21 protein-coding genes and 3 pseudogenes are annotated in these 25,511 nt (G+C 58.8%); 8 read left to right on the top strand and 16 right to left on the bottom strand.

What is annotated here, in order from left to right; all coding sequences use genetic code 11:
- Nucleotides 1–90: 90 nt before the first annotated feature.
- From spt to LG385_RS23900, 5 genes are all read right to left on the bottom strand, one after another.
- The gene (gene spt, locus LG385_RS23920; protein ID WP_062378653.1) at nt 91–1,284 is read right to left on the bottom strand and encodes a serine palmitoyltransferase; all 1,194 of its coding nucleotides are present in this window, start codon (nt 1,282–1,284) and stop codon (nt 91–93) included.
- A complete protein-coding gene (locus LG385_RS23915; protein ID WP_062378968.1) occupies nt 1,271–1,531 on the bottom strand; it encodes an acyl carrier protein in 261 nt (86 codons plus the stop codon). The genes spt and LG385_RS23915 overlap by 14 nt, the downstream gene beginning before the upstream one ends.
- A 34-nt stretch (nt 1,532–1,565) precedes the next feature.
- A complete protein-coding gene (locus LG385_RS23910; protein WP_062378655.1) occupies nt 1,566–2,477 on the bottom strand; it encodes an NAD-dependent epimerase/dehydratase family protein in 912 nt (303 codons plus the stop codon).
- Nucleotides 2,477–4,228 (bottom strand): fatty acyl-AMP ligase, encoded by a 1,752-nt coding sequence (locus LG385_RS23905; RefSeq protein ID WP_225776319.1) that lies wholly within the window; start codon nt 4,226–4,228, stop codon nt 2,477–2,479. Before LG385_RS23905 ends, LG385_RS23910 begins: the two co-directional genes overlap by 1 nt.
- Before the next feature lie 220 nt (nt 4,229–4,448).
- A protein-coding gene (locus LG385_RS23900) for an IS5 family transposase (protein ID WP_225772267.1) occupies nt 4,449–5,302 on the bottom strand; the annotation gives its coding sequence in 2 pieces (ribosomal slippage) (nt 4,449–4,954 and nt 4,954–5,302; 855 coding nt in all).
- A 108-nt stretch (nt 5,303–5,410) separates the two neighbouring features.
- Here LG385_RS23900 and LG385_RS23895 point away from each other — a divergent pair.
- From LG385_RS23895 to LG385_RS23870, 6 genes are all read left to right on the top strand, one after another.
- Nucleotides 5,411–6,553 carry an N-acetyltransferase gene (locus tag LG385_RS23895; RefSeq protein WP_202967467.1) on the top strand — a complete coding sequence of 381 codons (1,143 nt, stop codon included), beginning with the start codon at nt 5,411–5,413 and terminating at the stop codon, nt 6,551–6,553.
- Complete coding sequence (locus LG385_RS23890) at nt 6,537–7,349, top strand: nucleotidyltransferase family protein (RefSeq protein ID WP_038409905.1); 813 nt, start codon at nt 6,537–6,539, stop codon at nt 7,347–7,349. The genes LG385_RS23895 and LG385_RS23890 overlap by 17 nt, the downstream gene beginning before the upstream one ends.
- 106 nt (nt 7,350–7,455) lie before the next feature.
- Nucleotides 7,456–8,529 carry an LPS export ABC transporter permease LptF gene (gene lptF, locus LG385_RS23885; RefSeq protein WP_038409906.1) on the top strand — a complete coding sequence of 358 codons (1,074 nt, stop codon included), beginning with the start codon at nt 7,456–7,458 and terminating at the stop codon, nt 8,527–8,529.
- Nucleotides 8,526–9,605 carry an LPS export ABC transporter permease LptG gene (gene lptG, locus LG385_RS23880; protein WP_038409908.1) on the top strand — a complete coding sequence of 360 codons (1,080 nt, stop codon included), beginning with the start codon at nt 8,526–8,528 and terminating at the stop codon, nt 9,603–9,605. Before lptF ends, lptG begins: the two co-directional genes overlap by 4 nt.
- A gap of 16 nt (nt 9,606–9,621) precedes the next feature.
- On the top strand, nt 9,622–10,590 hold the full coding sequence (locus tag LG385_RS23875; RefSeq protein ID WP_038409909.1) for a diacylglycerol kinase family protein: 969 nt from the start codon (nt 9,622–9,624) through the stop codon (nt 10,588–10,590).
- A gap of 14 nt (nt 10,591–10,604) precedes the next feature.
- The gene (locus LG385_RS23870; protein ID WP_038409910.1) at nt 10,605–11,558 is read left to right on the top strand and encodes a hypothetical protein; all 954 of its coding nucleotides are present in this window, start codon (nt 10,605–10,607) and stop codon (nt 11,556–11,558) included.
- Between the two features lie 63 nt (nt 11,559–11,621).
- On the opposite strand, the gene LG385_RS23865 is transcribed toward LG385_RS23870, so the two are convergent.
- A complete protein-coding gene (locus LG385_RS23865) occupies nt 11,622–12,155 on the bottom strand; it encodes an ATP-dependent zinc protease (RefSeq protein WP_180988336.1) in 534 nt (177 codons plus the stop codon).
- Nucleotides 12,156–12,217: 62 nt separating this feature from the next.
- The gene (locus tag LG385_RS23860; RefSeq protein ID WP_038409911.1) at nt 12,218–13,063 is read right to left on the bottom strand and encodes a metallophosphoesterase family protein; all 846 of its coding nucleotides are present in this window, start codon (nt 13,061–13,063) and stop codon (nt 12,218–12,220) included.
- Nucleotides 13,064–13,208: 145 nt separating this feature from the next.
- On the opposite strand from LG385_RS23860, the gene LG385_RS23855 reads away from it, so the two are divergent.
- Nucleotides 13,209–15,551 (top strand): mitochondrial fission ELM1 family protein, encoded by a 2,343-nt coding sequence (locus tag LG385_RS23855; protein WP_080708176.1) that lies wholly within the window; start codon nt 13,209–13,211, stop codon nt 15,549–15,551.
- 25 nt (nt 15,552–15,576) lie between these two features.
- Here LG385_RS23855 and LG385_RS23850 read toward each other — a convergent pair whose 3' ends face one another.
- Together LG385_RS23850 and LG385_RS23845 are read right to left on the bottom strand one after the other, a co-directional pair.
- Entirely contained in the window at nt 15,577–16,344 is a 768-nt protein-coding gene (locus LG385_RS23850) for an aspartyl/asparaginyl beta-hydroxylase domain-containing protein (protein WP_038409912.1), read from the bottom strand.
- A 121-nt stretch (nt 16,345–16,465) separates the two neighbouring features.
- Complete coding sequence (locus LG385_RS23845) at nt 16,466–17,575, bottom strand: CDP-alcohol phosphatidyltransferase family protein (RefSeq protein ID WP_225776318.1); 1,110 nt, start codon at nt 17,573–17,575, stop codon at nt 16,466–16,468.
- A 167-nt stretch (nt 17,576–17,742) separates the two neighbouring features.
- Here LG385_RS23845 and LG385_RS23840 point away from each other — a divergent pair, with 167 nt between their 5' ends.
- On the top strand, nt 17,743–18,597 hold the full coding sequence (locus LG385_RS23840) for an NTP transferase domain-containing protein (protein ID WP_225776317.1): 855 nt from the start codon (nt 17,743–17,745) through the stop codon (nt 18,595–18,597).
- 682 nt (nt 18,598–19,279) lie between these two features.
- Here the strand turns inward: LG385_RS23840 and LG385_RS25845 are convergent.
- The 7 genes and pseudogenes from LG385_RS25845 to LG385_RS23810 form a co-directional block, all read right to left on the bottom strand.
- Nucleotides 19,280–19,720 (bottom strand): annotated as a pseudogene (locus tag LG385_RS25845) (methyl-accepting chemotaxis protein); the annotation flags it as partial.
- A 102-nt stretch (nt 19,721–19,822) separates the two neighbouring features.
- Nucleotides 19,823–20,596, bottom strand: a pseudogene (locus tag LG385_RS25840) (PAS domain-containing protein); the annotation flags it as partial.
- A gap of 186 nt (nt 20,597–20,782) precedes the next feature.
- Complete coding sequence (locus LG385_RS23830; protein ID WP_225776315.1) at nt 20,783–21,313, bottom strand: GGDEF domain-containing protein; 531 nt, start codon at nt 21,311–21,313, stop codon at nt 20,783–20,785.
- Between the two features lie 126 nt (nt 21,314–21,439).
- Nucleotides 21,440–22,495: a CHASE3 domain-containing protein gene (locus LG385_RS23825; RefSeq protein WP_225776314.1), complete on the bottom strand. Its 1,056-nt coding sequence runs from the start codon at nt 22,493–22,495 to the stop codon at nt 21,440–21,442.
- A 145-nt stretch (nt 22,496–22,640) separates the two neighbouring features.
- Entirely contained in the window at nt 22,641–24,245 is a 1,605-nt protein-coding gene (locus tag LG385_RS23820) for a putative bifunctional diguanylate cyclase/phosphodiesterase (protein ID WP_225776313.1), read from the bottom strand.
- Between the two features lie 292 nt (nt 24,246–24,537).
- Nucleotides 24,538–24,870 (bottom strand): hypothetical protein, encoded by a 333-nt coding sequence (locus LG385_RS23815; RefSeq protein WP_225776312.1) that lies wholly within the window; start codon nt 24,868–24,870, stop codon nt 24,538–24,540.
- A gap of 152 nt (nt 24,871–25,022) precedes the next feature.
- Nucleotides 25,023–25,511: pseudogene (locus tag LG385_RS23810) on the bottom strand (hypothetical protein); the annotation flags it as partial.

Below are 25,511 nucleotides of genomic sequence, written 5' to 3'. Positions count from 1 at the left end.
CAACTGTGTGCCACTCTAAAGCTCAACACATGGCGTTTGCTGCGCCTATGACCAAGCGCCGGTCACAGGCGTCCGGTATTGCGTGTTCTGTCAATCAGTCAGACCTGCCAAGGGGCGCAGCACTGAAAATGCCTGAATAATCTGCCCGATCTGCTCAGGTGTATGCGCCGCGCTTACGCTGCAGCGCACCAGTGTAACGCCGGCCGGTGTGGCGGGTGGCAGTACCAGATTGACGTAAACCCCCTGGCCGATAAGCGCTCGCCAGAAGTGCAGGCCTTGCTCCTTCGTGCCCACCATCACTGGGACCACTGGACTGGCATGTGGCCCGAGGGAATAACCTAGTCTCGCCAGGCCGTCGTAGAGACGATTGGCATTGTTCCATAGGCGCTCGCGCAATTCCGGCCGCGTGGCTATTGCCTGCAATGCCGAACGCACCGACGCCACGACTGAGGGTGATGGCGACGCGGTGAAGATGTAGGGGCGGCTCGCATAGCGCAAGACTTCCATGTCGCTACTTCGGCCAGCGGCAAAACCGCCGATCGCGGCCAGGCTTTTGCTGAAGGTTCCCAGGATGATGTCGACATCGGCCTCTACTCCGAGGGCTTCGGACAGCCCTCTACCGTTAGGCCCCATCACGCCGAATGAATGGGCCTCGTCCACCAACAAGTAGCCGCCCAAGCGACGTTTGATCTCGACGATTTCCTTGAGGGGTGCCGTATCCCCCAGCATGCTGTAAATGCCTTCGACGATGATCAGTGCATCCTTGGCACGCTCTCCCAGGCGCAACATGCGGCGTTCGAGGTCCATAGCATCGTTGTGGTGAAAACGGATAATCTGTGCCCCCCCCAGGGCGCACGCGTCATAGATGCTTGCATGGCAATCGGCGTCTAGCAGGACGACTTCACGCGGGCCCGCCAGCGACCCTATGATGCCCAGGTTCGCCACGTAGCCCGTAGAAAACACCATCACCGAAGGGCGATCCAGGAATGCGGCGATTTCGGACTCGAGTGCCGTGTGGCCGCCGTAGCTCCCGTTAGCCATCCGCGACCCGGTGGTACCGGTGCCCTCGGCAGCCAACGCTTGTTGCGCCGCTTCGATTGCCTGCGCGTCGAAGGTTAGACCCAGATAGTTATTGGTGCCCGCGAGGATGACGTCCTTATCGCCTATACGCCCCTCTGTCGGCGAGTAGATAGCATCCATACGGGTGCCGAACGGGCTGGGACCGGAATCTTGAAAATTGTTGCGCTCAGCGGCCAGCCGGCTGAATTTGTCATATAGCCCCATGGCTTTTCTCCACGTACGCCACCAGAGAACTGGCGAGCTGGCGGGGGGTTCTGACATCCATCAAGATGTTAATCGGAATTGAAATATCGTATTCATCTTCCAATTTCATCAACAGGTCCATCATTTTCACTGACTCCAGGCCAAGGTCATTGACCATGTCGCTGTCTGCAGAGATGTGCTCCTGTAAGGGGACCATCTCTAACAGACAGGCCAGAATATTCTCTACGATAGTATCTTGGATAAGCATGGTTGACCTCTTCGACATTCGAATTGCCGCACGCTCAGAACAGGCCATCCTGCAGGGCGCGGTGTAACTTTATCTGGGGCGCCCAGCCAATGGAGGCGGTGATTTCCGTGTTGCTGCAGGTCCAGTCGTGGTGGGTCAGTTCGTTGACCTTGCTAGTCGTCAGCATCGGTGCGCGTGGCAGTAGGTACGACAGCGCCAGATTGGCCTTGGCAATGGCTTTCAGCAGCCTGACTGATACCTGAATCTGCCGGACTGGCTTCTGGCGGAGATCTACACCGATACTCGCCAGGCTCTCCCAGCTGTACCCACCTGGAGTGCCGTCACTGATTTCATAGGTAGCCGACTTAGCTACGGGCGAAGTGATCCACTGTATGACGGCAGCTGTCAGGTCGAACACATGCACGAAACTCAGGTGCGCTTCTCCTGACCCCAGCCGTACCAAAAGACCCCGCATCAGCCAAGCGAACAGCGGTTGCAGTTCACGATCTCCTGGTCCGTACACTGCCGTAGGTCTGAAAATGCCGACGCTGACGGTGCCGGCAGCGTCCATGACTTGCTGCTCTGCGTCGAACTTCGATCTGGAGTACCAAGACAAGTTGGGATAACGAGCCGCGAGGGAAGACATGTGCAAAAACCGCTCACAGGTTCCGGACTGCCGGGCGGCTTCCATTACGCGGCGACTACCGTCTACGTTGATGGCATGAAAACCTGTCGCATCGCGCCCTCTGACAGCCCCCGCGCAATGAATCACGGCCTGCGCTCCGGCGACCAATTCGGCGAGCGATCCTGCGTCCTCTAAGGAACCCCGCACCCATATAACTCCGCGATGCAGACCTGATTGGGTCCTGCTCAACGCACGAACACTTATGCCCTGAGCGACTAACATTCGCGCGATTTGACCGCCGATAAAACCGCTTCCTCCGGTTAGCGCAACGACCAGAGCCATCAAGCAGAACCTGCCGTCGTCAGCGTATGCGGCGCCATTGATAGCTGGCTCAGGAAGCGCTTACGCGCTTCGGCCCTGGCCGGCTTGCCTGAGGACGTACGCGGGATGCTATGGGGAGGTACCAAGTCGATCGTTGGGGATACACCGAATTCACTATGGATCTTCGAAAACAGCGTGTGCACCAGCCGCTCACGTTTGTCCAAGGACAAGATACGACATTGCACTTGCATCACCACCGCCGGTTCGCCGTCCTTGTCCACGATGAATACGATCACGTCTCCAGGCCTGACGTCGGCCTCGGTTTCGGCCACCAGCTCGATGTCCTGGGGCCAAATGTTACGCCCGCGTATGATGATGAGGTCTTTCTTGCGGCCAGTCACATACAGATTGCCGTTCAACAGATAGCCGAGGTCACCGGTGTCCAGCTGCTGGGTTTCGGCAAGCTGGCGTGTTGACTCAGGGTCGTGGAAATAGCCCTGCATCAGACTCGGACCGGAAATCACAATCCGTCCGACGCTGCGCTCCGGCAGCGGATTGCCGGCCTCATCGAGTACCTGAACCTGATGGCCCGGCAACGGGCCGCCACAATTGACGAAGGTGCTGATGGCCGTTGAGCGCTCGGTGGCCGGAATGGCTCTACTCTCGAGCTCAAGGATGTCACGATCCACGCGATCGGTCTGGCCGCCTAGATCAGGGGCAGCGAAGCTTACGGCCAAGGTATTTTCGGCAAGGCCGTAGCACGGCATGAATGCACTGGCTTTAAAACCTGCGGGCGCGAAGTGCTCTGCGAAACGATCAAGGGTGGTCATTGCAATAGGCTCCGCCCCTACCCCAGCCACGCGCCAATGGGAGAGGTCTAGGTTCTGCACCTCGGTCGAACTGCAGCGACGTACGCACAGGTCATAACCAAACGGCGGTGCTACGGACACCGTGCCCCAATTACGGCTCATCAGGTTAAGCCACTGCTTGGGGCGCATGGCAAAATCTTGGGTCTGTAGATAATCTACTGACAACTGTGTGGCAACCGGCGTCAGGACGAAGCCGACCAATCCCATGTCGTGGTAGAAGGGCAGCCAGGAGATGCAACGGTCTCCGGGCCGCAACCGAATGCCAGCAAGGCTTATACCGTGCAGATTCGCCATCACCGAGCGCTGAGTGACGACTACCCCGCGAGGAAATCGCGTGCTGCCAGAGGTATATTGCAGATAGGCAATGTCATCCGGTTGAGGACGCGCCAACTCGACATCTGCCACCGGCAGCACTTCAAGCTGCTCGGCGGTACCGATGAAAGCCTGGGTCGCCGGATCAATGGCTTCGCGCACGAAAGATAGCCATTCTTCACTGCCCAGCACCGCTGAAGGCGAGCAGCTTGCCAGCAAGCCGCGGAGCTTTTCAACGTAGGACTGATGGTGACCTACGCCCATGGGGATCGGCAGGGGAACCGGTACCAACCCTGCGTACTGGCAGGCAAAGAAAATTTCCACAAACTTGGGCGTCGTATCAGCGATCAGCGCCACCCGGTCGCCCTTTGCCAAGCCAAGGCCCAGCAGCCGTTTCGCTGCGCTGATAGCGCGCATTCTCAATGCGGAATATTCCATGACCGCAGTCAGGTGACAGCGCCGGTCATAAAAATTCATGCCTGTTTGCCCGAGCGCGGCATAATCCAATGCGTCCGCGAGAGAGGAAAAGTCTGCAAGGCGCTGCTTAAGTGAATGCTCAGCGCTTGTCTCTGACAGGTAAAGAACAGCCATTGATTTGAGCTCATTCAGGGAGGTGGAAAACAGTCACGCTGGACGTCGTGCGAGAGCTGCTGAGCGAAATCCTCAAACACACGCCGAAGGCGATTTATCTCAAAGCCATTAGGTGGATTCCTGAAAGACGGCAAATGTTAGTACGATGAGAGACAATGCAACAAAGTATTTCATACAGGCTGGGAACATTATTCGCAACCTCCCAGAGGATCGCAGGGCTCTAGGTTTTGTACGAAAAGTATTGCCGCATACAACGTAGGCTGCAGGCCAGCGTGACCATGGCTGCAAAGCTTCTGGCTAGTTTGTCGTAGCGGGTGCCGATTCTGCGATTCTCTTTTAGCCAGCCAAACATCCGTTCTATGATGTTTCGCTGCCGGTATTTCGGTCGATCAAATAGCCGGGGCAAACCAGGCCTGGGTTTGCGCGGCATGGCGCGCAGTGGGATCACCGGCTGCATTCGGTAACGGTCGCAATAGTGACGCAGGTGTTCTGCGTCATACCCTTTGTCAGCCAGTAACCAGCGACAACGTTTGCGTGGTCGCCCTGGCTTTCCGGGAATGCGTACCTGCTCCAGCAGCGGCTGGGCTTGAGCGATGTCGCTGGCTTGTCCCGGCGAAAGCATAAAGCGTAATGGCACGCCATTAGCGTCGCAGAGCATGTGAATCTTGGTGGTCAGGCCACCTCGACTGCGCCCAAGGGCATGGTCTAGCGGTTCTCCAGGCCCCCTTTTTTCCCGGCGCCTGAAGAGGCTCGGGTTGCACGTACCGCAGTGGAATCGATCATCCAGGTGTCCAGATCGATCCGTCCTTCCTGATTCAGTCGAATGTGCAGACGCTCCAGTATCCGGTCGAATGTACTGTCGTCGCGCCAGTCACGGAAACGCTGATACACCGTTGACCAAGGCCCAAAGCGCTCCGGCAAATCGCGCCAGGCAGCCCCGGAGCACAGAATCCATAAGATTCCATGGAGTACCACACGATCATCACTGCGCGGGCGACCCATTTTCTGTTCTGGAGAAACCAGATCCTTGATCAATTCCCACGCTGCGTCGGGGAGTTCGTAACGCCTTGCCATGCGGACCTCCAGCCAATCATGGCGGCGATTCTACCCGCACCGACTTTTCGTACAAAACCTAGAGCCAGATGCCTTGCACCCGACACGCGATGAGGGAAACGCTATTACATGAACAAAATGCTTTCTCCGATCGTCACGGAAATGGTGAAGTCTCGCAGCGGCCTGGACAGCTTCATTTCGCTACCAGGTAAGCTTTTTCAGAATGACCCCCATTGGGTCGAGCCGTTGCATATGGAGCGTCGTGAACACCTGTCCGGTAAGAACCCCACCTCTCCGCACGTCACGTGGCAAGCATGGGTGGCGAAGCGCGGCAACATTCCGGTAGGCCGAATCCTGGCCCAGATCGATACGCTTCACCGTGAGCTCCACGGTGCAGACACAGGGCATTTCGGGATGCTCGACGCCATCGATGATGCCGAGGTTTTTCAGAGCCTGATAACGACGGCCGAGGCGTGGCTGCGTGAACATGGTGCGCGGAGGATCACTGGCCCGTTCAGCCTGAACATCAATCAGGAAAGCGGATTGCTCGTCGAAGGATTCGACACGCCACCCTCCGCGTTCATGAACCACAATCATCCCTATTACCCAGCACAGCTGACGGCGCTGGGTTACCAGCCGGCGATGGATCTGCTTGCCTACTGGATGCGCACCGATGAGCTGAACTTCCCTGCCCCGCTGCAGCGGATGATGGACCGCGAACGTGGGCGGGTCTGCATCCGCGCGCTCGACCGAAGCCGGTTCGAAGCCGAAATGCAGACGCTTCGAGACATATTCAACGATGCGTGGGCGAAAAACTGGGGGTTTGTACCCTTCACCGAAAAAGAATTCAGTGAGCTGGGCGCGCAGATGAAAATGCTGGTGCCCGAGGACCTCATCTACATTGCTGAGATCGACCAGCACCCGTGTGCCTTTATCGTCGCGATGCCGAACATCCATGAAGCCATAGCCCCCTTGAAAGGTCGACTGCTGCCGTTTGGCTGGCTGCGCTTGCTGTGGAAACTGAAGGTCACAGGCACGCGCACTGCTCGCGTGCCACTAATGGGGGTGCGGCAACACTATCAATTCAGCCGGCAAGGCCCCGTGCTGGCGCTGTTGCTGATCGAGGCGCTGAAGCAACCTTTTGTCCAGCGCAAGATTGATGCCTTGGAAATGTCCTGGATTCTTGAAACGAACACAGGCATGCGCACTATTCTGGAGCGCATCGGCGCGGCGGTCTACAAACGTTATCGCCTGTATGAAAAACGCATCTGACGTGACGCGCTTTTCAGCGCTGGTGCTAGCCGGAGATCGTCGACCTGGCGACCCGGTTGCAGCGCTTGGCGCGGCCGGGTGCAAAGCCTTGGCACCGGTCAACGGCATTCCTATGCTGCACCGGGTGTTGGCCACGCTGCAGGCCAGCGGGCAGATTGGCCAGATCACCCTGGTAGGGCCCCATCGACCCTTGCTCGAGGGCGATCCGTTCATGCACGCCTTGTTGAATTCCGGCGCAGTGACGGCGCTGGAACCGGCGGCATCTCCCAGTGCCAGCGCACTGATGGGGCTGCAACATATCACCGTGCGCCCAGTATTGGTCACCACGGCCGACCATGCGCTGCTGCGACCTGAGATGGTCGACTACTTCCTTGAGCACTCGCGTTCGAGCGGCTATGACGTCACCGTTGCGGTAACGCCACTCAAGACCGTCTTAGCAATGTTTCCGGAGAATCGACGCACGGCCATCAAACTGCACGGCGGGCCTTACTGTGGCAGTAACCTGTTCACCTTCATGACCCCTGAAAGCGAAAGACTGGCGGCGTTCTGGAGAAATATCGAACAGCAGCGCAAGGACCCGAGAAAGGTCATTGCCAAGGCCTTGGGGCTTGCTGCCACACTTAGGTACCTGTTAGGCACATTGTCCCTGGATGGGGCGATGCAGCGTATTTCCGCAGCTGTCGGGATGCGCGTAGGGGCGGTGGTCATGCCCTTCGCCGAAGCCGCTGTCGATGTCGACTCGCTCAGCGATCACCGACTCGTTGAAAAGATCCTGCGGCAGAGGACCGAGAGCTGACACGCTTGAGCCTGGCCTGCAATTGCCATTTACTGATGGATCAACACAGCGCACCCGGGGTGCGCTGTGTTCCTGTGCGCCCAATCCTGAGTCCAAGGTGTGCCGAATGCTGCTGATCGAGCGCTACATCATCGCCGAAATTCGGCGCCCCGTTTCAGTGATGGTCGGTATTCTGACCTTCGTCTTCGCCAGCTATTCGGCTGAACGCTACCTCACGCAAGCCGTCAACGGCACCTTGGCATTGCAGTCGGTGCTGGACATGGTCGTATACAAGGTGGTCATTGCGCTCGAAATGTTAGTACCGGTGGCGCTGTATGCCTCAGTAGCGATCGCCCTTGGCAGGCTTTACCACGACTCGGAAATCACCGCCATCCTGGCGTCTGGCGTCAGCCCGCTGCGGCTGTATCGGGCAGTAGCCTTGATTACCTTACCAATAGCCATTGGCGTCGGCGTGCTTTCGGTCTACGGCCGCCCTTGGGCGTATACGCAGACGTATCTCCTGGAGCAAGCATCACGCGCCGACCTGGATGTCAGTCATCTCTTGCCACAACGATTCAACCTTAACCAGGACAACGGCCGGATGATTCTTGCCGAACGTATCGACCAGGCGACCGGTAACCTTGAAAACGCGCTTATCTACGACCCTGGAGAGGGCAAGAGCCGGGTCTTCCGCTCCAATGTGGCCCAGGTGGTCGATCCCAACCCGGCCGACCCGATCGTGGCACTGACCCGAGGCACGTCATATTCCCTGGAGCACACCGGCACTCAGGATGTGGTCAGCGTGTTTGAAAACCTGTTATTGCACCTCAAGCCGATCGAACCCGAGCCGGACAATAAACGGAAATCCACCGCTACTGGTTTGCTCAGCGTGTCCCCGCTGCCCCAGGACCAGGCGGAGTTACAATGGCGCGAGACGCGTGGTGTAAGCGCGCTCTTGCTCGCGCTGCTGGCGGTCCCGTTAAGCAGGACCGCGCCGCGCAAGGGCCGCTTCTCGACCCTGCTGCCAATTGCGATGCTCTTCGCGGTAATCTTCTACGCGGGCAATATCTGCCGGACACTGGTTGCCAATATGGCCCTGCCACTCACCCCCGGTGTGTGGCTGGTGCCCTTGTCAATGGGGGCGGTGGTACTGATATTCATCGCCCGGGACATGGCTGTCCTGCGGTTGCGTTCCACATGAGAATCACCAGCCTCTACCTGATTCGTAACGTGCTGATTGGTTTCGCCGCGGCGGCCGCCCTGCTGCTGCCTCTGTTCACCACCTTTGACCTGATCAGCGAACTCGACGATGTGACCACCGGTGGCTATCGCTGGACCCAGGCATTGGAAGTGGTGCTGATGACACTGCCACGCCGCGCCGTGGACCTCGGGCCCTTTATCGCGCTGTTGGGTGGCATCGTCGGGCTGGGGCAACTGGCCTCCACCCAGGAATTGACCGCCATGCGCACAGCGGGCATTTCCATTGTGCGCATCGCCATTACCACTGTAATGGCAGGCCTGATCCTGGTAGTGCTGTTAGGGACAATTGATGAATGGGTAGCGTCCCCCTTGCAGCAACGAGGCGTGCAGCTGCGCAACGCTGCCTTGGCCATCTCCGGAGAAGCGGCCAGCCCGTCCGGGAGCATCTGGGCCAGGCGCGGTGACGAAATAGCTCGGATCGGCGCGTTGTCGCGCGATAACACCCCAGTCAATGTCGAGATATTCCAGTACACCTCTGACATGTTCCTGAAGTCGTACGTGTTTGCCGAGAGCGCGGAAATCGGCGCGGGTGGCACCTGGGTGCTGAAGAACGCCCACATCAAGGAGTGGAACCATATCGATGAAAGTATTCGCCAGCAGGACAGCCTGGTTTGGCAGTCGGTGTTCTCCGACCGACGCTTGAAGGAGCTGACGCTGCCAACCGACAGTTTCTCGATTAGACAACTGCGTCGCTACATCCAGTTTCTCGATGCCTCTCATCAGCCGTCTGCCGAGTATGAGATGGCGATGTGGCAGAAGCTCGGCCGCCCCTTGCTGACGCTGGCGATGATCCTCTTCGCGGTGCCCTTCACCTTCGCGCAGCCACGCTCGCCGGGGCTGGGCGGTCGGCTGGCCGTTGGCGCGGTGATAGGCCTGCTGATCTACGTGGGCAACCAGATCATCGCCAACCTTGGCCTGCTGCTGGCCGGCAACGTCATGCTGACTACCTTGCTGCCATCGGGTGTGTTACTGGGGATCGCCTTGTGGCTTATCTACCGTTTTGACCGAGTCCGATAAATGAGCGGCAGCCAACATGACTAAGTTGACACCCCGCCCCGAGCGGATTGGTATTCTCCTCAACCCCGCCAGTGGATACGTGCGGCGCCATTTGCCAAGCCTGCGCCGACGCGTGGCTGGGATAGCGAACGCCAGGGTGGTCGAGGCCTCCTCGGCTGAGCAGATCAAGGGCGCGGTCGAGTCGTTACAGTTAGGGCCCTCGGACCTGCTGGTGGTCATAGGCGGCGACGGTACCCTGCAAGCGGCGCTCACGGCGACCCTAATTCAGGGGCCATCGGCCACTCCGTACGTGCTTGCCTTACCCGCGGGCACGACCAACATGAGCGCTAGAGATCTGGGCATACGCGTGAATCCCACCGTCGCCTTGCAGGAGCTGGATAACTGGCTTAGCGGCAAGACCTCGGCACCTGCCGTCCGTGCCCGGGCTGTGCTGCGGGTCTCTGACGCGAGCCTGGCGCCGCCACAGTTCGGCATGTTTTTCGGGGCCGGCGCGATCATCAGCGGGGTCCGGTATTTCCACAGCAGCGTGCGGCCCAAAGGCGTGCGCGGTGCCCTGGGTCCGTCATTGGCTTTTGTGCGCATGTTGCTGTCGCTGCTTCGCCGCCGTGAGCACAGCCTGTTACCGGCTACCTCGGCGCGGCTGCACCTGGCCGCCGAGCCCCTCCTGGTCCCATGGTTACTTATTCTGGCGACCACGCTGGATACCTTGTTGCTCGGCAGCACCCCCTACTGGGGGGGCGAAAAAGCCCCCATGCATTTTACCGCCATCGCCCACCGGGCGCCGTGCCTGTTGCGCTCACTGGTATTCCTATTGCGGGGCAAATCCACTGCGACCATGAGCAACAACCCAGCATATGTGAGCCATAACCTGAGCCACACAGCGATCGATGACCTGACTGAATACCTGCTCGATGGCGAGATCTTTTCAAGCCACGGGCAACTCCAGCTAACGGCGACCCCCGCCATTCGTTTTATCGTGCTCTAGTGAAAGGCCAACCCATGCTCTGCTCCGCGCCCCCCCGTTTGCTGGCCACCGTGGCCCAGGCCTGTGCATTGCCGGTGGCTGATGAACTACAAGCGCTGGTACAGGTACTGCGCGCACGCTTGGGCGACGCCTTGAGCGGATTGCTGTTTTATGGTTCGTGCCTGCGCAGTGGCGATCCGACTCAAGGGCTGGTGGACCTCTACGTACTGGTCGATGACTATGCGAGCGTGCGCACCAGCCTGCTGCCCAGACTCGCAGACCAATGGCTGCCACCCACCGTGTTCCTGCTCAAGACCAAGATGCCAGACGGCCGGATGCTGCGCGCCAAGTGCGCCCTGATTTCCCTGAAGGATTTCGAGGAAGGCACGACCCGCTGGTTTCAGAGCTATCTCTGGGCGCGCTTTTCTCAACCGTCGCGCCTGGTGTATTACCGCAACACAGCCATCCGTGATCGTGTACACGCCTCAATCGCCAGTGCAGTGATCCGCATGATGTCGGAAACCCTCGCGGCACAGGACCAAACATTCTCCAGTATGGCCTTCTGGGAACGCGCGTTTTCCCTGACCTATAGCACCGAGCTGCGCCCGGAAAAAGCCAGCCGCCCCGCGGAAATCGTCGGCAATGACGCGGCTTATTACGCCCGGGTTACAGGCGAGGCGGCAGGCTCCGTGAAAGGCTTGAACCTCTCAGAGCATCAGAGTGGTGTATTTTCTCACCACTGCACCGCAGCCCAGCAAAGGAAGAGCCGCCGACGCTGGAAAGTCAGAAGAGTCCAAGGGCGCATGCTGAATGTGCTGCGCCTGATCAAATCGCTCTTCACCTTCGAAGATGGGGTCGACTATGTGATCTGGAAACTTGAGCGGCACCTCGGTGGGCCAGTGGAAGTCAGCCCGCACCTGCACCGCTATCCACTGATCTTTTGTTGGCCATTGCTATGGCGACTGCTCAAGAACCGTCGCCTGCGCTGAGCAATACGTTCTGTTTAAGCCACTGCTGGGTCGTCGAGCCAGCAACGGCCACGGGCGCGCTGTTCAATCGGTTTTTTTAGGGCTCGATGCGTTGCATTCAGGCTTGATTGTGTTGGTACGAGTCACATCTACTGCCCCCAGGTGTTGCAACGTGTTCCGCCCGAGTACGACCGTGTAATCCTTCTTGGCGCGACTCTTAAGCATTAGCTCCTCTTGGTAAGCCTGGTTACCGATGCACAGGGTCATTTTTATCACCTGCCGATGCCCGCCCCCACCGATCAGCCCCTTACCCTTTTCCGTGCGCACAATCTTGCGTTCAAATGGAATACCTACCGACGCACCGGTCAAACCCTTAGGCCCCTCCACCGAAAATCGCACCCACTTTTCACCGTCCTTGTCGAAAGGCTCGATGTTGGTTGCCGCCAAATAAGAATTTTCAGCCGAGGTATCCAACTCTATCTTGATCGACGTGTGTTCTGGCAATAACACCGCTTCCTCTTCCCAACCGAATACCTGAGCTGGCGATGCGGCGCACGCCAATTGTGGCAACATCAGGGCGAATGTGGTGCCGAGGATAAGTTTGCTGAGGGCCTGCATGAGGTTCTCCGGGGGCAAAGTTAGAGTCGCGGCGCCAGTTATCCGCATGGCCGGGCGCCTCTTCAGCCAGAGTTATAGCTTGACGATGTGGGGTCAGCCGGCCGGCCGCTCAAGTCGAAATGTGAGGCAAGCCGGAACTCATCCATTTGCGCTTGGTAATCCCAGCGTTCTACGCGCACCTGCTTTTGCGGATCGTTGGTGATGATAATTCGATTGAACGAATTAGGTGCATCGCCGCGCAGGCGACTGGACAGTGCTGTGCCAGCCTGCACGGTCCAGACCTCGCGCTTCAAGTGATACTGCTGGCTTAGCTGTAGCACGTAGGGCAGGTGAATGTGACCGCCCATGACGATATCCAGCCCAGCCTCCGCCCAACGCACAAGGGCTTCCTTGGCGCCGTGCTGCAGGTTGCGCTCATCCGAAGCGACCATTGCTCCAAAGGGCTGATGGGCCACTACCACCCGCACCTTGCTCGGGTCGCATCGCCGCAGCCGTTCGACGACCGCCGCCACTTGCGCCGGGGTGACTGCCCCATCCTTGCGGCGTCGGGGGTGGGTGGTGTTCAAGCCAATCATTAGCACCTGGTCATTTTCGAAGAGAGGCTCTAGTTCGTGGCCGAAGGCGCGGCTGTAATTGCGGTAAGGGCATAGAAAGCGTGTTGCCAGGTTGTACAGTGGCAGGTCGTGGTTGCCAGGGATTACCAGCCGGCCCGGGACGCCGAGCGCCTGCACGCTCTCTACGAAACGTTTCGCCGCCACGAACTGACTGGGCTTTGCCCGCTGGGTGATGTCGCCCGACAACACTAGCAGGTCCGCCGACTGTTCGCGCACATGGCGCAGCAGCGCTTCGACAACGGCGCTCTGCTCAGTACCGAAATGGGTGTCGGAAATATGCAGGATATGGGTCATGGGAACTGAGGGCGGTCCGGTAACAAGCCCTCGACCGGTAGAGGGCGATGGTGCAAGATTCGGGGCAAGGGCAGTCAGAACTGCGGACTATATACGTCGCAGCTGATCCGGCCAAGCGGGGCATGCTCGGACTACGAGGGGACACATGACGTTCGATTCAAACTCTGTGGATCGACCGGGAGATCCGGTCGCAGCGAGAAATTCATGTGCTATTGCCGGTGCTTTAGGAGAAGCCCTCTCCTGCGGCAAGGATGGCGCCGACCAAGGTGTGCCGTTCATCGTGCCCGTGGTGTTCGAGGCAGCAGTGGGCGCGCCGGTCAGGCCGCCGGTGCGCCTGTTCCTCGGAACGGAGCCTGCTCAGCACCGTGCCGAACGGGTCTTCTTCTACTCATTGGAGCGGGTGCGCGACCCGCTGCGACGTTACGAGATCTACCGAATGACCGGCCTGCCCGGTTTCAGGCAGGAAGGATGGCGTACCGGCTTCACTAACTATCGATTCGCCATCCCTGATCTGGCCGGCCGTCATGGTCGGGCCATCTACAACGATGTCGACCAAGTGTACACGGCCGACCCTGCGTTGTTGTTCGACCAGCCCATGAACGGCAGTGCCTACTTGGCTCTGTCTCCCCAGGACACCGCGGTCATGTTGATCGATTGTGAACGAATGGCGCATTGCTGGACCTTCAGCAAAGCCTGCCGGGAAAGCAAGAAGACGCTGCACAGGCAGGCTGCCGCCGAGCCGGGACTGTGGGGTGCCCTCGATTCTCTGTGGCATGCGCGTGATCTTGAATACCGCAATGGCCAGTCGCGGTTGCTGCACTACACGACGTTGCACCTGCAGCCGTGGCGCCCGACGCCGGAGCAGTACTCCTACCATATTCACCCCTACGCCGAATATTTCCTGGGGCTCGAGCAAGCGGCCGACGCGGCGGGTTATGAAATCTATACGGCGGCTCGTCCCAGCCCAGCTTTCGCCACGGCCTGCCAGCAACCGTGGGCACCGGTCCCGCTCACGGGTCTGCCTAGCAGGCTCGACGCTGATCTGCAGGCAAGCAGCGCAAACCATCTGGCGCTTGTAGGTTCGTGGGGCGACGGCCGGACTGAAGTCACGACGCTGCGCTGGTCGTTCGATCAACTGCGCCGGGACGACCTGCCGGCCTGCGAGGCGGTTGTCACTAGCGGCCTCGAGCGCCTACCGGTTGAGGACCTCCCTTGGGTACTGGCCCGACTGTTCGAACGCGCCAAAAAGTGGGTCTATATCAAGGTGGCGCTCGGGCCGCAGAGCAACAGCATGGCGGAGTGGCGCCGACTGCTACGGCGCGTCGCACTGCGCTATCCGGGACGTTGCTGGCAGCTCGACTGTATTGATAGTGAAGGCCACTTTCATCGGTTCCGTGCTGACTTCACGCAGCGCTGCGCAGAGCGCGGCGCACTCCCATCTGTCTGGGTGCTGCTAGGCAAGCATGCTGGTGACAACGCTCAGATGACGGACATTGCCAAGGCGCTCGGCTGGCCATACGCACTTAAGCAAGCAACGACAGACGAAGGTTCGCAGGCGCTTGTAGCGCCACCGTGGCCAGACCTGGTGATCAGTGCGGGACGGCGGACCGCGCCCCTGGCACGCAGTATTTGCGAACGCTCTGGCGGCTCGACCCGTTCAGTGGTGGTGGGCCGCCCGCGGGCGCCGTTAAGCAGCTTTGACCTGGTACTCACTACCCCGCAGTACGGCCTGCCACTGCGCGACAACGTGGTGGATATGCCGGCGCCCTTTATTGCCGAGCGATTGTTGGACGATGCAACGCTCGAGGCTTGGCGGCAGCGCTTTGCCAAACTGCCACGGCCTTGGGTCGCGCTCCTGGTTGGCGGCAACAGCATGCCTTATCGACTCGATGCCGCTATTGCAGCCGAGCTAGGGCGTCAAGCCAGTTCGGCCGTGGCTGCCCAGTGTGGGTCGCTACTGGTTTCGACCAGCCCGCGAACACCGACCGACGCCAGCCAGGCATTGCTGAAGGCGATCGATACGCCAGTGCTCAGCTACAACTTCGGCAGTGGTGAGGAGAATCCCTATGGGGCTCTGCTAGCCTTGGCCGATGCCTTCATCGTCACCGGTGAAAGCGTTTCCATGCTCACAGAGGCTTGCATGACCGGGCGTCCGGTGGCGGTCTTCCCACTGCCGGTCCGACGCCACATGAAGGCCCGACTACACCATGCGATTGAGCGCCGCCTGGGCATCATTGACCGGGCCGCGGGCAGTCGCGGCACGCCGCGGCAACAGAACAAGGTCGGGCGAGTGTACGACGAACTGGTCGCGGCTGGGCGGGTCAAGCGTGAGCGGCGCACCGAGGAGGTCCATCTGGCCCTTGGTGTATCGCCGCTGCCAGAGGGGCTGATACAGCTGCCGGGGCTGTCTCCCCCACAGCTGGCCGATGCACGGACACGGGCACTGGCGGCGATCCGGGCGCTCGTCGAAGGCGAGCGGCCCCTTTGACAGGCAGCGCTATCGTGGGGCTCTGCTAGCGGTTCAGCCCGCGCTCCCAGGCCCGATGGTTGCGCCGGGCATCCTGGATGAACGGTGACCAGCGGATCAATTGCAGGACGACCCGATTGAGCCAGGCGCCGGGCCACACCAGCGGCCGCTGTACATCAAGAAACAGCACCACCCGTGTGCCGTCTGTGTCGTTCCATACCTGATGACGGAAGGTGTCGTCGAAGATGACGAACTTCCCCTTTTCCCAATGGCGCGTTTGGTCCTCGACCTGGATGCGGCACTGCTCCTTGGGCTCGGGCACCATCAATCCCAGATGGGCGCGTAGCAAGCCGTTGTACGGACCGCGGTGTGGCGGAATGTGCTTGCCCGGCGCCAGGATCGAAAAGAATGCTGTGAACATGCCGGGGATGGACTCGACCAGCCGAGTCGTCTCCGGGCATCGCTCACAGTTGTTTTCCATCTTATAGCCGTACCCATACAGGAAAAACGTCTTCCACCGATCGTCCTGCGTGATGTTCAACTGGTCCTTGGAAATGTCCTGGAAGTTGGGGATATCGTCCTGGCGGGTGAGCACTTGTTCCAGTTCACCGCGTATCACCTGCCACTGGGCTTCCAGCGCGCCGGTCCAGGAGAACTGCGCCGGATCGAAGAAGGGCGTCACACCAACTTTTGAATAGCGGCGGATCGCGTTTTCCAGGCGTTTGATGACCCACAAGCCAATGGCCACGCTGGGCCGATGCTTGCGCTTGCGTTTGGGTCGGCCTGCATCGATCTTGTTGTTGCCTTGGCTCATGTTTCCTCCAAAAGACGTGTCGGATAGGGCACTCGGATCAGCCCAGGCGCCGGTGCCATCAAGCACCACCCTGCTCCCGAGCAACTGGACCTCCACGAGTCGTACGCCTGCAGGCCGGGCATCAGGCGTCGTGTAGCCCGGAGCGCGGCGCAAACAGGCGTACCACCGGCCTGTGCCTTTCAGCTTTCAGATCGACCTGAGTGAGCCAAGGCTGCAGCTCAGCGCCGCGCTTGCGCAGGCTGATCGCCCAGATGACCCGCACCGCCAGTACCAGCGTCGAGATCAGGGTCCAGAGCGCCACGAGTTGCAGGCCGATGTCATTGGCCTGTGCTATCCAGGCCAGGCTGAGCAACAGCAGGTTGGGATTACGCCGCGCGGTCACCAACCGGTTGACGGAATCGAACGGCCGCCAGAGAAACAACGAAAAAGGCGCCGCCAATTTGAACGCTCCTTCGCACAGGCGCCCGCCCAGGTAACCGAGGAAAATCACCCAGTACAGGGCGTCGAGCGGCATGGCATGGTTCCAGCTTGCTGCGAGCCCGACGCCCCAGGCGATGTACCACAGGGGCGGATGCACCAAGTCCAGGGCGTGGTCAAAGATATTGCCGAAACGCGTCGAGGTGACGGTCACCCGGGCCAGCTTGCCGTCAACGGTGTCGAGGAATGTCATCACCCAGCCCGCCAGCAGGCCGGAACCATAGTTGCCGTTCCAGAACCACCATCCAGCGAGAATCGCCAGTACGTAGCTCGCCGCCGTGACATGATTGGGGCTCAGCCCCAGGCGCACGCATACGCCGGTCACCCAACGCGCCGGCAGTGGCCATACCTTCAGGGTGATGAGGTCGGTGACGCCTTTGTAGGCACCGCTGAACAGCGCTTTTTCCAGTTGTGCCCGGTTGGAATCCGTTATGAAGGCGACCCAGGGCCGATCCAGTTTGCGCAATTGAGTCTGCAGTCCGGACGCTACAGTGTCGGGCCGAACCTTCTGCAAGCCGGCAATGACTGGGCCTTCGAGGCGGACGGCTCGCTCATCGAGTTGATCGGCACCAAGGCAGGCCGCCGCCACCGTGCCGTTACGCGGGTCCTGCAGGGCAACGCCTTCACTGGCCAGGAGGCCGCGTATGACGCGCTCGTCATACAAATAATCCTCGCGCAGTAACAACACAACGCCATCCTTGGGTAGCGGCTGGCCGGCCCCTAGCAAATGAACCTTGGGTAGCCTGCGCAACATTCGGTGCAGCCTTTCCCTGGAGCTTAACCCCCACAACGTCACCGTACATTGGCCTACTAGATAAACTTTCGTTGTCATAAATGCCATGCCTTTTTTTGCGAAAATCGTAGGCCGACCTAGCTCAGTTAGTGCGGCGGCGTAAATCATACGCTAGCATGGCGCGACGCGTGCATCGGCACGACTTATTGACTGGGCGGCTCTGTCCCAGTTTCAGTACCCTGCTTGGAGACGGCATGACGCAGAGCAACGGGCTTCATCGTGTAATCATTCTCAGTGCAGGCCAGGGCCGTCGCCTTCTTCCCTATACCGAGAGCAGCCCAAAATGTCTGATCGAACTCGGCGGCAAGACGGTCATCGAATGGCAGATAGACGCGCTTCGGGCAAGGGGCTTCGATGACATCAATGTCGTCGCCGGCTATGGAATTGACCAGGTTGAACACTTGCTTGAACAGCGTTATGGCCAAGGCAGCATTTCCATTCACTACAACCCGTTCTTCGAGGTGGCCGACAACCTTGCCAGTTGCTGGATGGCACGGCATTTAATGGATGGTGAATTTCTTTTGCTCAACGGCGACACCGTGTTTGATCTTCCGGTGCTTGACCGCCTGCTCAAGGCACCGGCTAGGCCGATTACGCTTGCCATAGACCACAAGCCCGGTTACGACAGCGATGACATGAAAGTCTGCTTGGACGGCGACCGGCTTGCCCGGGTGGGCAAGAACTTGCCGCTGGACAGCGTGGACGGCGAGTCGATCGGCATGATGCGCTTTCAACCCGAAGGCGCCCTGTTGTTCCGCTGTGCGCTGGAAGCCAGCATGCGCACCCCGGAAGCATTACAGCGGTGGTACTTGAGCATCATTGACCACTTGGCGCAAACCACAGGCCAAGTGTTCGTCCACTCCATTGCCGGCTTGAGTTGGGGAGAGTTAGACTTCCCACACGATCTCGAGGCAGCCACCCTTAAGGTTCGCTCATGGAGCCGGCCGGCGACCGGAGTGTATGACAAGCCGTTTCAGCCATGATCCTCTCTAGAAGCTTAGTTGGAAGTGGATCGCCACCGATGGTGCTTCGGCAGACGGACCGTCTACCGCATTTATCTTGCTTTAGCCACCCGTATAGATGTCTAGCGTCTCTACAGGGGTGAGGTGACTACACGGTGGCGGGGCACGCTATGGCCATACGCTTAGGCTCCTTCATTACGTCTACTACCCGATCAAAAAGTGCAACCATGACTTCATTCGGCCTGCCCTTCGAATTCGAAAGGCTCTAGTGGCCTTTAGATGATCCGTAATCATCTGCGTACAGAATTCCTATATGTCGGGGTTGCAGGAATGGTTGAGAAGTGAGCGCACTGCAGTTCGAGCAATTGCGTCCCGTATTTCGGCCATTCACTCGAAAGGCCGACCGAGTTTTCGATACCCCGGGCAAATAGCCGGTGATCAGAGAATCACATGGGGAGTTGCGATAGCGGGTGTTATGGTAAATCAGGGATTAAAACGGGCAGAACTTATAAGTGAGTCGTAACCGCCTAATCAGCCATTATATGTTGAAGCGAGGATACCTCGTGAGTAGTTACTATGCCGATAAGCCTGAGTAGGGATGTGCCGCGAACTGATGAACTCCAAGCTACACTACACGCCTTGACCAGTTTTGGAGGGTCAAGGCATGCTGAGAACGGAGCCGAGGTAAATCTGCTTTCGGTGATCAGCCTTGTAGATGGTTGGCAAACTGCCCGACCGCATCTACGACCTTCTTCGCGCCTTCACGAATCTCTAAAATAACAGCGCCGGCCTGGTTGGCGAGGCCCAGCCCTTCCTGCGTCTCGTTCCGACTGCTGGCAATGCTGGCAATGGCTTCGTTCACCAGCGCCTGGTTCTGCTGTACCACACTCACGATTTCCTCGGTAGCAGTACTGGTACGATTTGCCAATTGCCTGACCTCATCGGCTACTACAGCGAAGCCTCGGCCTTGCTCACCCGCGCGAGCTGCTTCAATAGCCGCATTCAGTGCCAACAGGTTCGTCTGGCTCGCGATGCTGCCGATGGTTTGTACCATGGTGCTAATAAGCAGGGACTGCTTGCCTAGAGCCTCGATACCGGTGGAAGCGGATGCCATTTCGGCTGCGATTTTTCCCATCGTTTTCACGGTCTGTGCGATGACTTCTGTACCGCTCTGCGCCTTTTCGTCCGTCTCTTTTGAGACTTCGTAAGCCGTTACAGCAGCTTCGTTCACCTGTGCTTCTCGATTCACTTGGTCCGTGATCACGGTTGCAAACTTTACAACCTTGTATAAAACGTTCTGCGTATCCCGGACAGGGTTATAGGTCGCTTCAAGCCAGACATCGTTTCCCCGAGCATCTTTACGCTTGAATCGGCCGCCCATGATTTCCCCCTTGTTCAGCCGACGCCAGAAATCGGCGTACTCGGCGGACGCTGCGACACCCGAGGTGCAGAACATCGAATGATGCTTACCCTTGATCTGAGCCAGGTCATAACCCATAGCGGCAGTGAATGGCCCATTCGCCGTCAGAACGTGGCCTCCCAGGTCGAACTCGATCACAGCGGTGGAGCGCTGCAATGCAGCAATCAGATCCTCGTTCTCGCGCGCAATCTCGGTAGCCCTGGTGACGTCAGTTCCGACGCACATCACGCTGGTGACTTTACCCTCCGCATCCTTGAGGGGCTGCCAGTAGGCCTGAATCCATACCAGTGTCCCATCCGGCTTTAAGAAACGGTATTTGTCGGAGACCGCGGTACCCGCAGCGACGCCTTGGCGCAGATTGTGGAAACAAGGCAATGTTTTCACGTATTCCGGTACAAAATCGCTCATAGGCTTACCGCAGACCTGCTCACTGGGCCGGCCTAATAGGTCGGCAAAGCGTTTGTTACATTTAACAATAGTGTACGTCAGATCAACTGTAAACTTGATCATCTCCGCGTCCAGGCTCGCCTGGATTTGCCGAAGGAGCGCCAGTTCGCTAGCGCTACGGCGAAGTTCTTCTTTTAGTGCGGTATTGAACATTTTGGTCACCAGAGTCGAGCATGTGCGGTTGTCGGCTGCGCTTAAGGTTTCATTAGCGTGACGGTAGTGGTAGGCAGTGGCTGCTTCCTGACGTACAGCCCACATGCAGAGGATGGAATCCCTGGAGAAAGGTTTTGACCGAGCTTGCTATACCGGTGACCTTGCAGTGGACCCCCGCCAAGGCAGTTATACCAACTGAAGCGACACCGAAGCTGCCAGCCAGGATTCAACCCGGTTTTTGCCTGCACGTTTTGCCTTGTAGAGCGCGGAATCAGCAGCTTTCAGCAGCACGGCTTGGTCCGTTCCACAAAGCGCTGTCGAGGCCACTCCGAACGAAGCAGTAACACTCAATGACTGGCCTACATCCACCAGACTCATGACTTCCAGGGAAGCCCTGATTGCCTCAGCCCGAGCCAACGCACCTTCAAGGGGACAATCCGGCAGGATGATCAGAAGCTCTTCTCCACCGAACCGGCAGACCACATCCGAAGCTCTGATTGACTGCAACAACAGTCCCGCAGCGGCACGCAATACAGCATCCCCTGCAGGATGGCCGTAGCAATCGTTCAGGGCCTTGAAATTGTCCAGATCCAACATGATGAGACTTACGCAGGTATTGCTTCGCTTGCACCGTGCCAGCTCACGCTCGAGCGTTTCTTCCATGAAGCGTCGGTTGTACAGGCCAGTGAGCGGATCCTTGATGGACTGGGTCTGCAATACGCTACGCATCCTCCCATTGGCCAGAGCAAGCGCCGTTTGCTCGGCGGCCGCTTCTGCGAACTGGCGGCTGATATCTCCGCTGCCTTCCGTTGCGGATTGACGAATATGCAGCAGCCCAAGTACCTACCCATACGCCATGAGTGGAAGGCACCAGTGCACAGCCTCGTCAGACTCATCGTCGGCCGCGTAATGGGCACAACGCAGCTCATGGCTATGCTGGGCCACATGCGGGTGTCCTCGTCGGATAGCCCAGCAATCCTTCGGGGCGATTGGCGCCTCATGAGTGACGTCTTCATGCCCCCAGCCGGCAGATGGCTGCAAGGCGTCGGCAGAGTTGCGGTATAGGAACAGAGTCCCCGATGTCCCCTTGAGCAACTGCTGGCAATAGGTGCTGGCGAGCTGAAGCGTCTCCTCCTGACTCAGGTCGGTTTGCAGAAGTCGCGCCATTTCGGCTAGCAGGCCAACCTCATTGTTGCGTCGCTCGAGATGCTCAAGGCTCTGACCAAGCTGGGTGCTTGCAAGCACGGCGGTTCTGGCTGATTCCCCCTGACGACGGATGGTCCTGCGCATGGACACGTACATGAAGCGGCCCAGCATAAGGGTGAGTACAAAGCTTGCTGCTGAAATCGCCACTGCCCACAGCAGGTTGGTGTTTAGCTTTTCGTCAAGCGCGGCGACTTCTTGCACTTCCCCTCTGATGACCTCACTGCTGACATCACGTACATAGTCCATCAGATGCTTGCCATTTCCGCTTGCGACCTCCGCAGCAGCGGCCTCGAGGCCTCCTTCACTCCTGAGCTTTACGACCATGTCCAAGTGGCCGATTACCAGGTCCGTGTGCTCAATGAAGTCTTTAACCTTGGTGATTTCCTCGGGTAGATCTTCCTCATAGCTGATGCGAAGGGTCTGAAGAGCCGAGGGTAACTGCGATCTGGCGACATAATAGGGTTGCAGGAACACGTCCTTGCCTGTCAATGCGTAACCGCGCTCACCTGTTTCAGCATCCACTAGCAGACCCTGGACCGCGCGTATACTGTCCAGCTGCTGCTCTACCTGATTACGCTCAGTGCGCGTCTGATTTGTCCAGAACAACGTGAAGGGTCCCACTGCCGCCGTGATGGTCATCACTACCGTGGCAGCTGTAGCGGCAATAAGTAGGCGCGGTGTGCGATAGGGCATGATCTACTCCGAACAGTCGGAGAGGTTATCGGCGCGCTTGGCCGATGGACCACACATGCCGTCTGGGCTGCGACGAATGGTCGTACGTCCGTTAGCGCTTCGTCTAGCGAGTCATTACCGGCGAAAAATGCCACGCTTATCGGTCTTAACCAGAGCCTTCTGACTGAAACGTGGCCTCTTCTATAGGATCTAATAAGGGTTCCCTAAGGGTATTTAATAACTGCTTCAGACTCGTCTCGGATAAAGGCTTGCTGAATAGATACCCCTGTGCCATCGGACAACCGGCCTCTATCAACCACTGCGCTTGTTCACGGGTTTCGACGCCTTCTGCAAGTGCTGGCAAGCCTAAACCCTCGCTCAGGTGGATGACGGCCCGAACGATACGAGCATTCTTGTCGCTCTCAAGGACGGTAGCTACAAATGACCGGTCGATCTTGAGCTTGTCAAAGTTGAAGTGACTCAGCTGCGCCAGACTGGAGTAACCCGTACCGAAGTCGTCCATGGCGATACGAATACCCATGGCCTGCAGCGCTGCCATGTGCTTGCTGGCCAAAGCAACGTGACTCACGACTGCAGTTTCGGTGACTTCCAGCTCCAGCCGTTCTGGCGGGAAACCGGTTCGCTGCAACGCGGTTTGCACGCGCTCGACCAGGCCTTCATCGCGCAGGTCCAAGGCGCTCAGGTTAAAAGCAAGCAAGAGATGCTCGGGCCAGCTCGTGGCTTCCCGGCAGGCCTGTTCCAGCAATAACGTCGTCACATCCCGCATCAGCCCGGATCGTTCCGCTGCAGGGATAAAGCAGGAGGGGGAAATCTGACCCTGCACCGGATGGTTCAAGCGAGCCAACGCTTCAAAGCCAATAATACGTTCCCCTTCCAGGGCGACAATGGGCTGGTACGCCAGGCTCAGATATCCGTTGTCAAGCGCTTCGCGTAGCAGCTGCGCCACCTGTGATTGTTCTTCAAGGTGCAGATCGCGGTACGGGTCGAAGAATCGCACGGCGTTCTTGCCATCGTGCTTGCCTTGGTACAGTGCAAGGTCGGCTCGACGAAGCAGACTGCTGAGGTCCTCCCCGTCTTTCGGATACTGGGAAACGCCATAGGTACCTGCTGCGGCAAGATGTACTGAGTCAAATACCATCGGGCTTGAAAGCAGTGAGGTCAGCTGATCCAGCAGGCAGTGAGCGGCTTCAGCGGTTTTGGCAGAGCGAATGATCAGCGCAAACTCATCCCCGCCCAGGCGGCAGGCGAAGTCACCTTCCGGTAGCGCTGTGCGCAAACGGTCTGACAGCTCCCGTAAAAGCCGGTCACCAAAGTTATGGCCATAGACGTCGTTGACTGATTTAAAGCCATCAAGGTCAAGCACTACCAGGAAGAAGGGCTCATTTGGGCAAAGCCTGCGGGAATGAAATTCCAGGTCCAGGCCTCTGCGGTTGGGCAACTGCGTCAAGGTGTCATGAGTGGCCATGTTGACCGCTGCCTCTTCAGCCAGGTGGCGGATATGGATCTCCTTGCGAAGCTCGTGCATCCGGCGAATGCCGAAGGCAAAGCCGCACCAGCCAATGACCACGAAGCCCAGAAACAGCTCGTCTGCCTGCCATCGTTCGTGCCGGGCACTGAATTGCGTAAGTACTTCAAAGAGATCCAGGTGAATACCCAGCCAGAGTACATACACGCCTAGTAAGACAATTAGGCTGAAGTCCAGCCACGCTCGGTGGAGGCTGAGGATGCGGCGCAGTAAACGGTTAGCCATAAGAAGGTCAGCGTAGTAGCGATATTAATGTCAGGTTATCGGCTCGACAAAAACATTCTTAAAACCGCTGGTCTATATCGACGCCATCTATAAGCGGCAGGTACAACACCGCTTGAATAGCGCATTGCCGCCGCCCATAGCGCCTTGAACATAGTGCTCTAGCGGTTCGGTCAGAGTGACATACTTTGCTTTTTGATAGTGAGCCTGACAGGCCTCAAGGTCGGGGTGTCTATTAAGGGTCTTGGTACCTATTGTTGATCCCCGCGTCTGGCAAGATTATTGAGCTACCGTCCTACACAGGCTCAACCGAGACGACCTCGACATACCGAAATTTCTTCCTGGCCGCCTTCACCGCCTCCTGCTCCGCCACCAGCGTGCTCAGCGTGTCCGCCTCGTGAATGCGCTCATACCGCTGCCCCTCGAAGTCATGGCCGACCTGGAGCGTGACCCGTAGCCTCGGCCCGAACGCGGCTTTCCTTTTCTTCACCACTGGCACAGGAGGCACGATCATCACGTCCGGTATGGCGCCCATTGCGCCAGGGAGCTCCACCTGCGCCGGCGCTGGCGCGTCGACGTCGCCAAACAACGCGCGGCGCATGTCCGCTTCGGTCAGTTCGTCGGTCATCCAAGGGTCTCTATATAGGTAAGGCGCTTCCTGGCCTCCTGTATCGGCCGGGGCGGCGGTTTTTTGAGGGGGCTCTGACGGCTGGCCTGCTGCGGGAGGTCCAGTGAGCCTCACGGGCATGACGTGCGCGTGACCGCAGGCGATGGAGACGCCTACACCGAACGAGCGCCCTTCTCCGGTCCTGTGCCCGTCTCCTGCAGCGTCTCGTACTTCGCTTCAAGCCGCTCATGAGCTTTCTGCATCTGGTGCAACTGCGCCGCAGCACTGTCGAGCTGGGCGCGCAGCCCGGCGCTTTCTTCGCGTGCGTCCGAGCGCTGCACGCGCAGCTGATCGACCAGGTCGCGGCTGTGCGCCAGTTCCCGGGTCAGCCGCTCGGTTTCCACCCTGGCGGCATCGCGCACCCGGCTGGTTTCCTTCATTAGGTGGTTGGAGGTGCTGTCAAAGATGTCCGCCTGACGGCTGACCTCGGCGCGCAGCGCAGCGTTTTCCTCCGCGTGCACCGCCTGCAGGCGGCTGAGCTCGGCGGCATGGGTTGCGGCGAAGCGCTGCTGTTCGGCCTGGTGCGCGGCCTGCACACGGGCCAGCTCGTCGCTGTGCCGCTGGCCTTGTTGCTGGTGCTGCATGGTCAGCTCGCGCAGTTC

The organism is Pseudomonas sp. Marseille-Q5115 (assembly GCF_916618905.1).
GTDB lineage: Bacteria > Pseudomonadota > Gammaproteobacteria > Pseudomonadales > Pseudomonadaceae > Aquipseudomonas > Aquipseudomonas japonica_A.
Note: the sequence above shows the minus strand (reverse complement) of the source record. Positions and strands in the feature narration are given on the sequence as shown.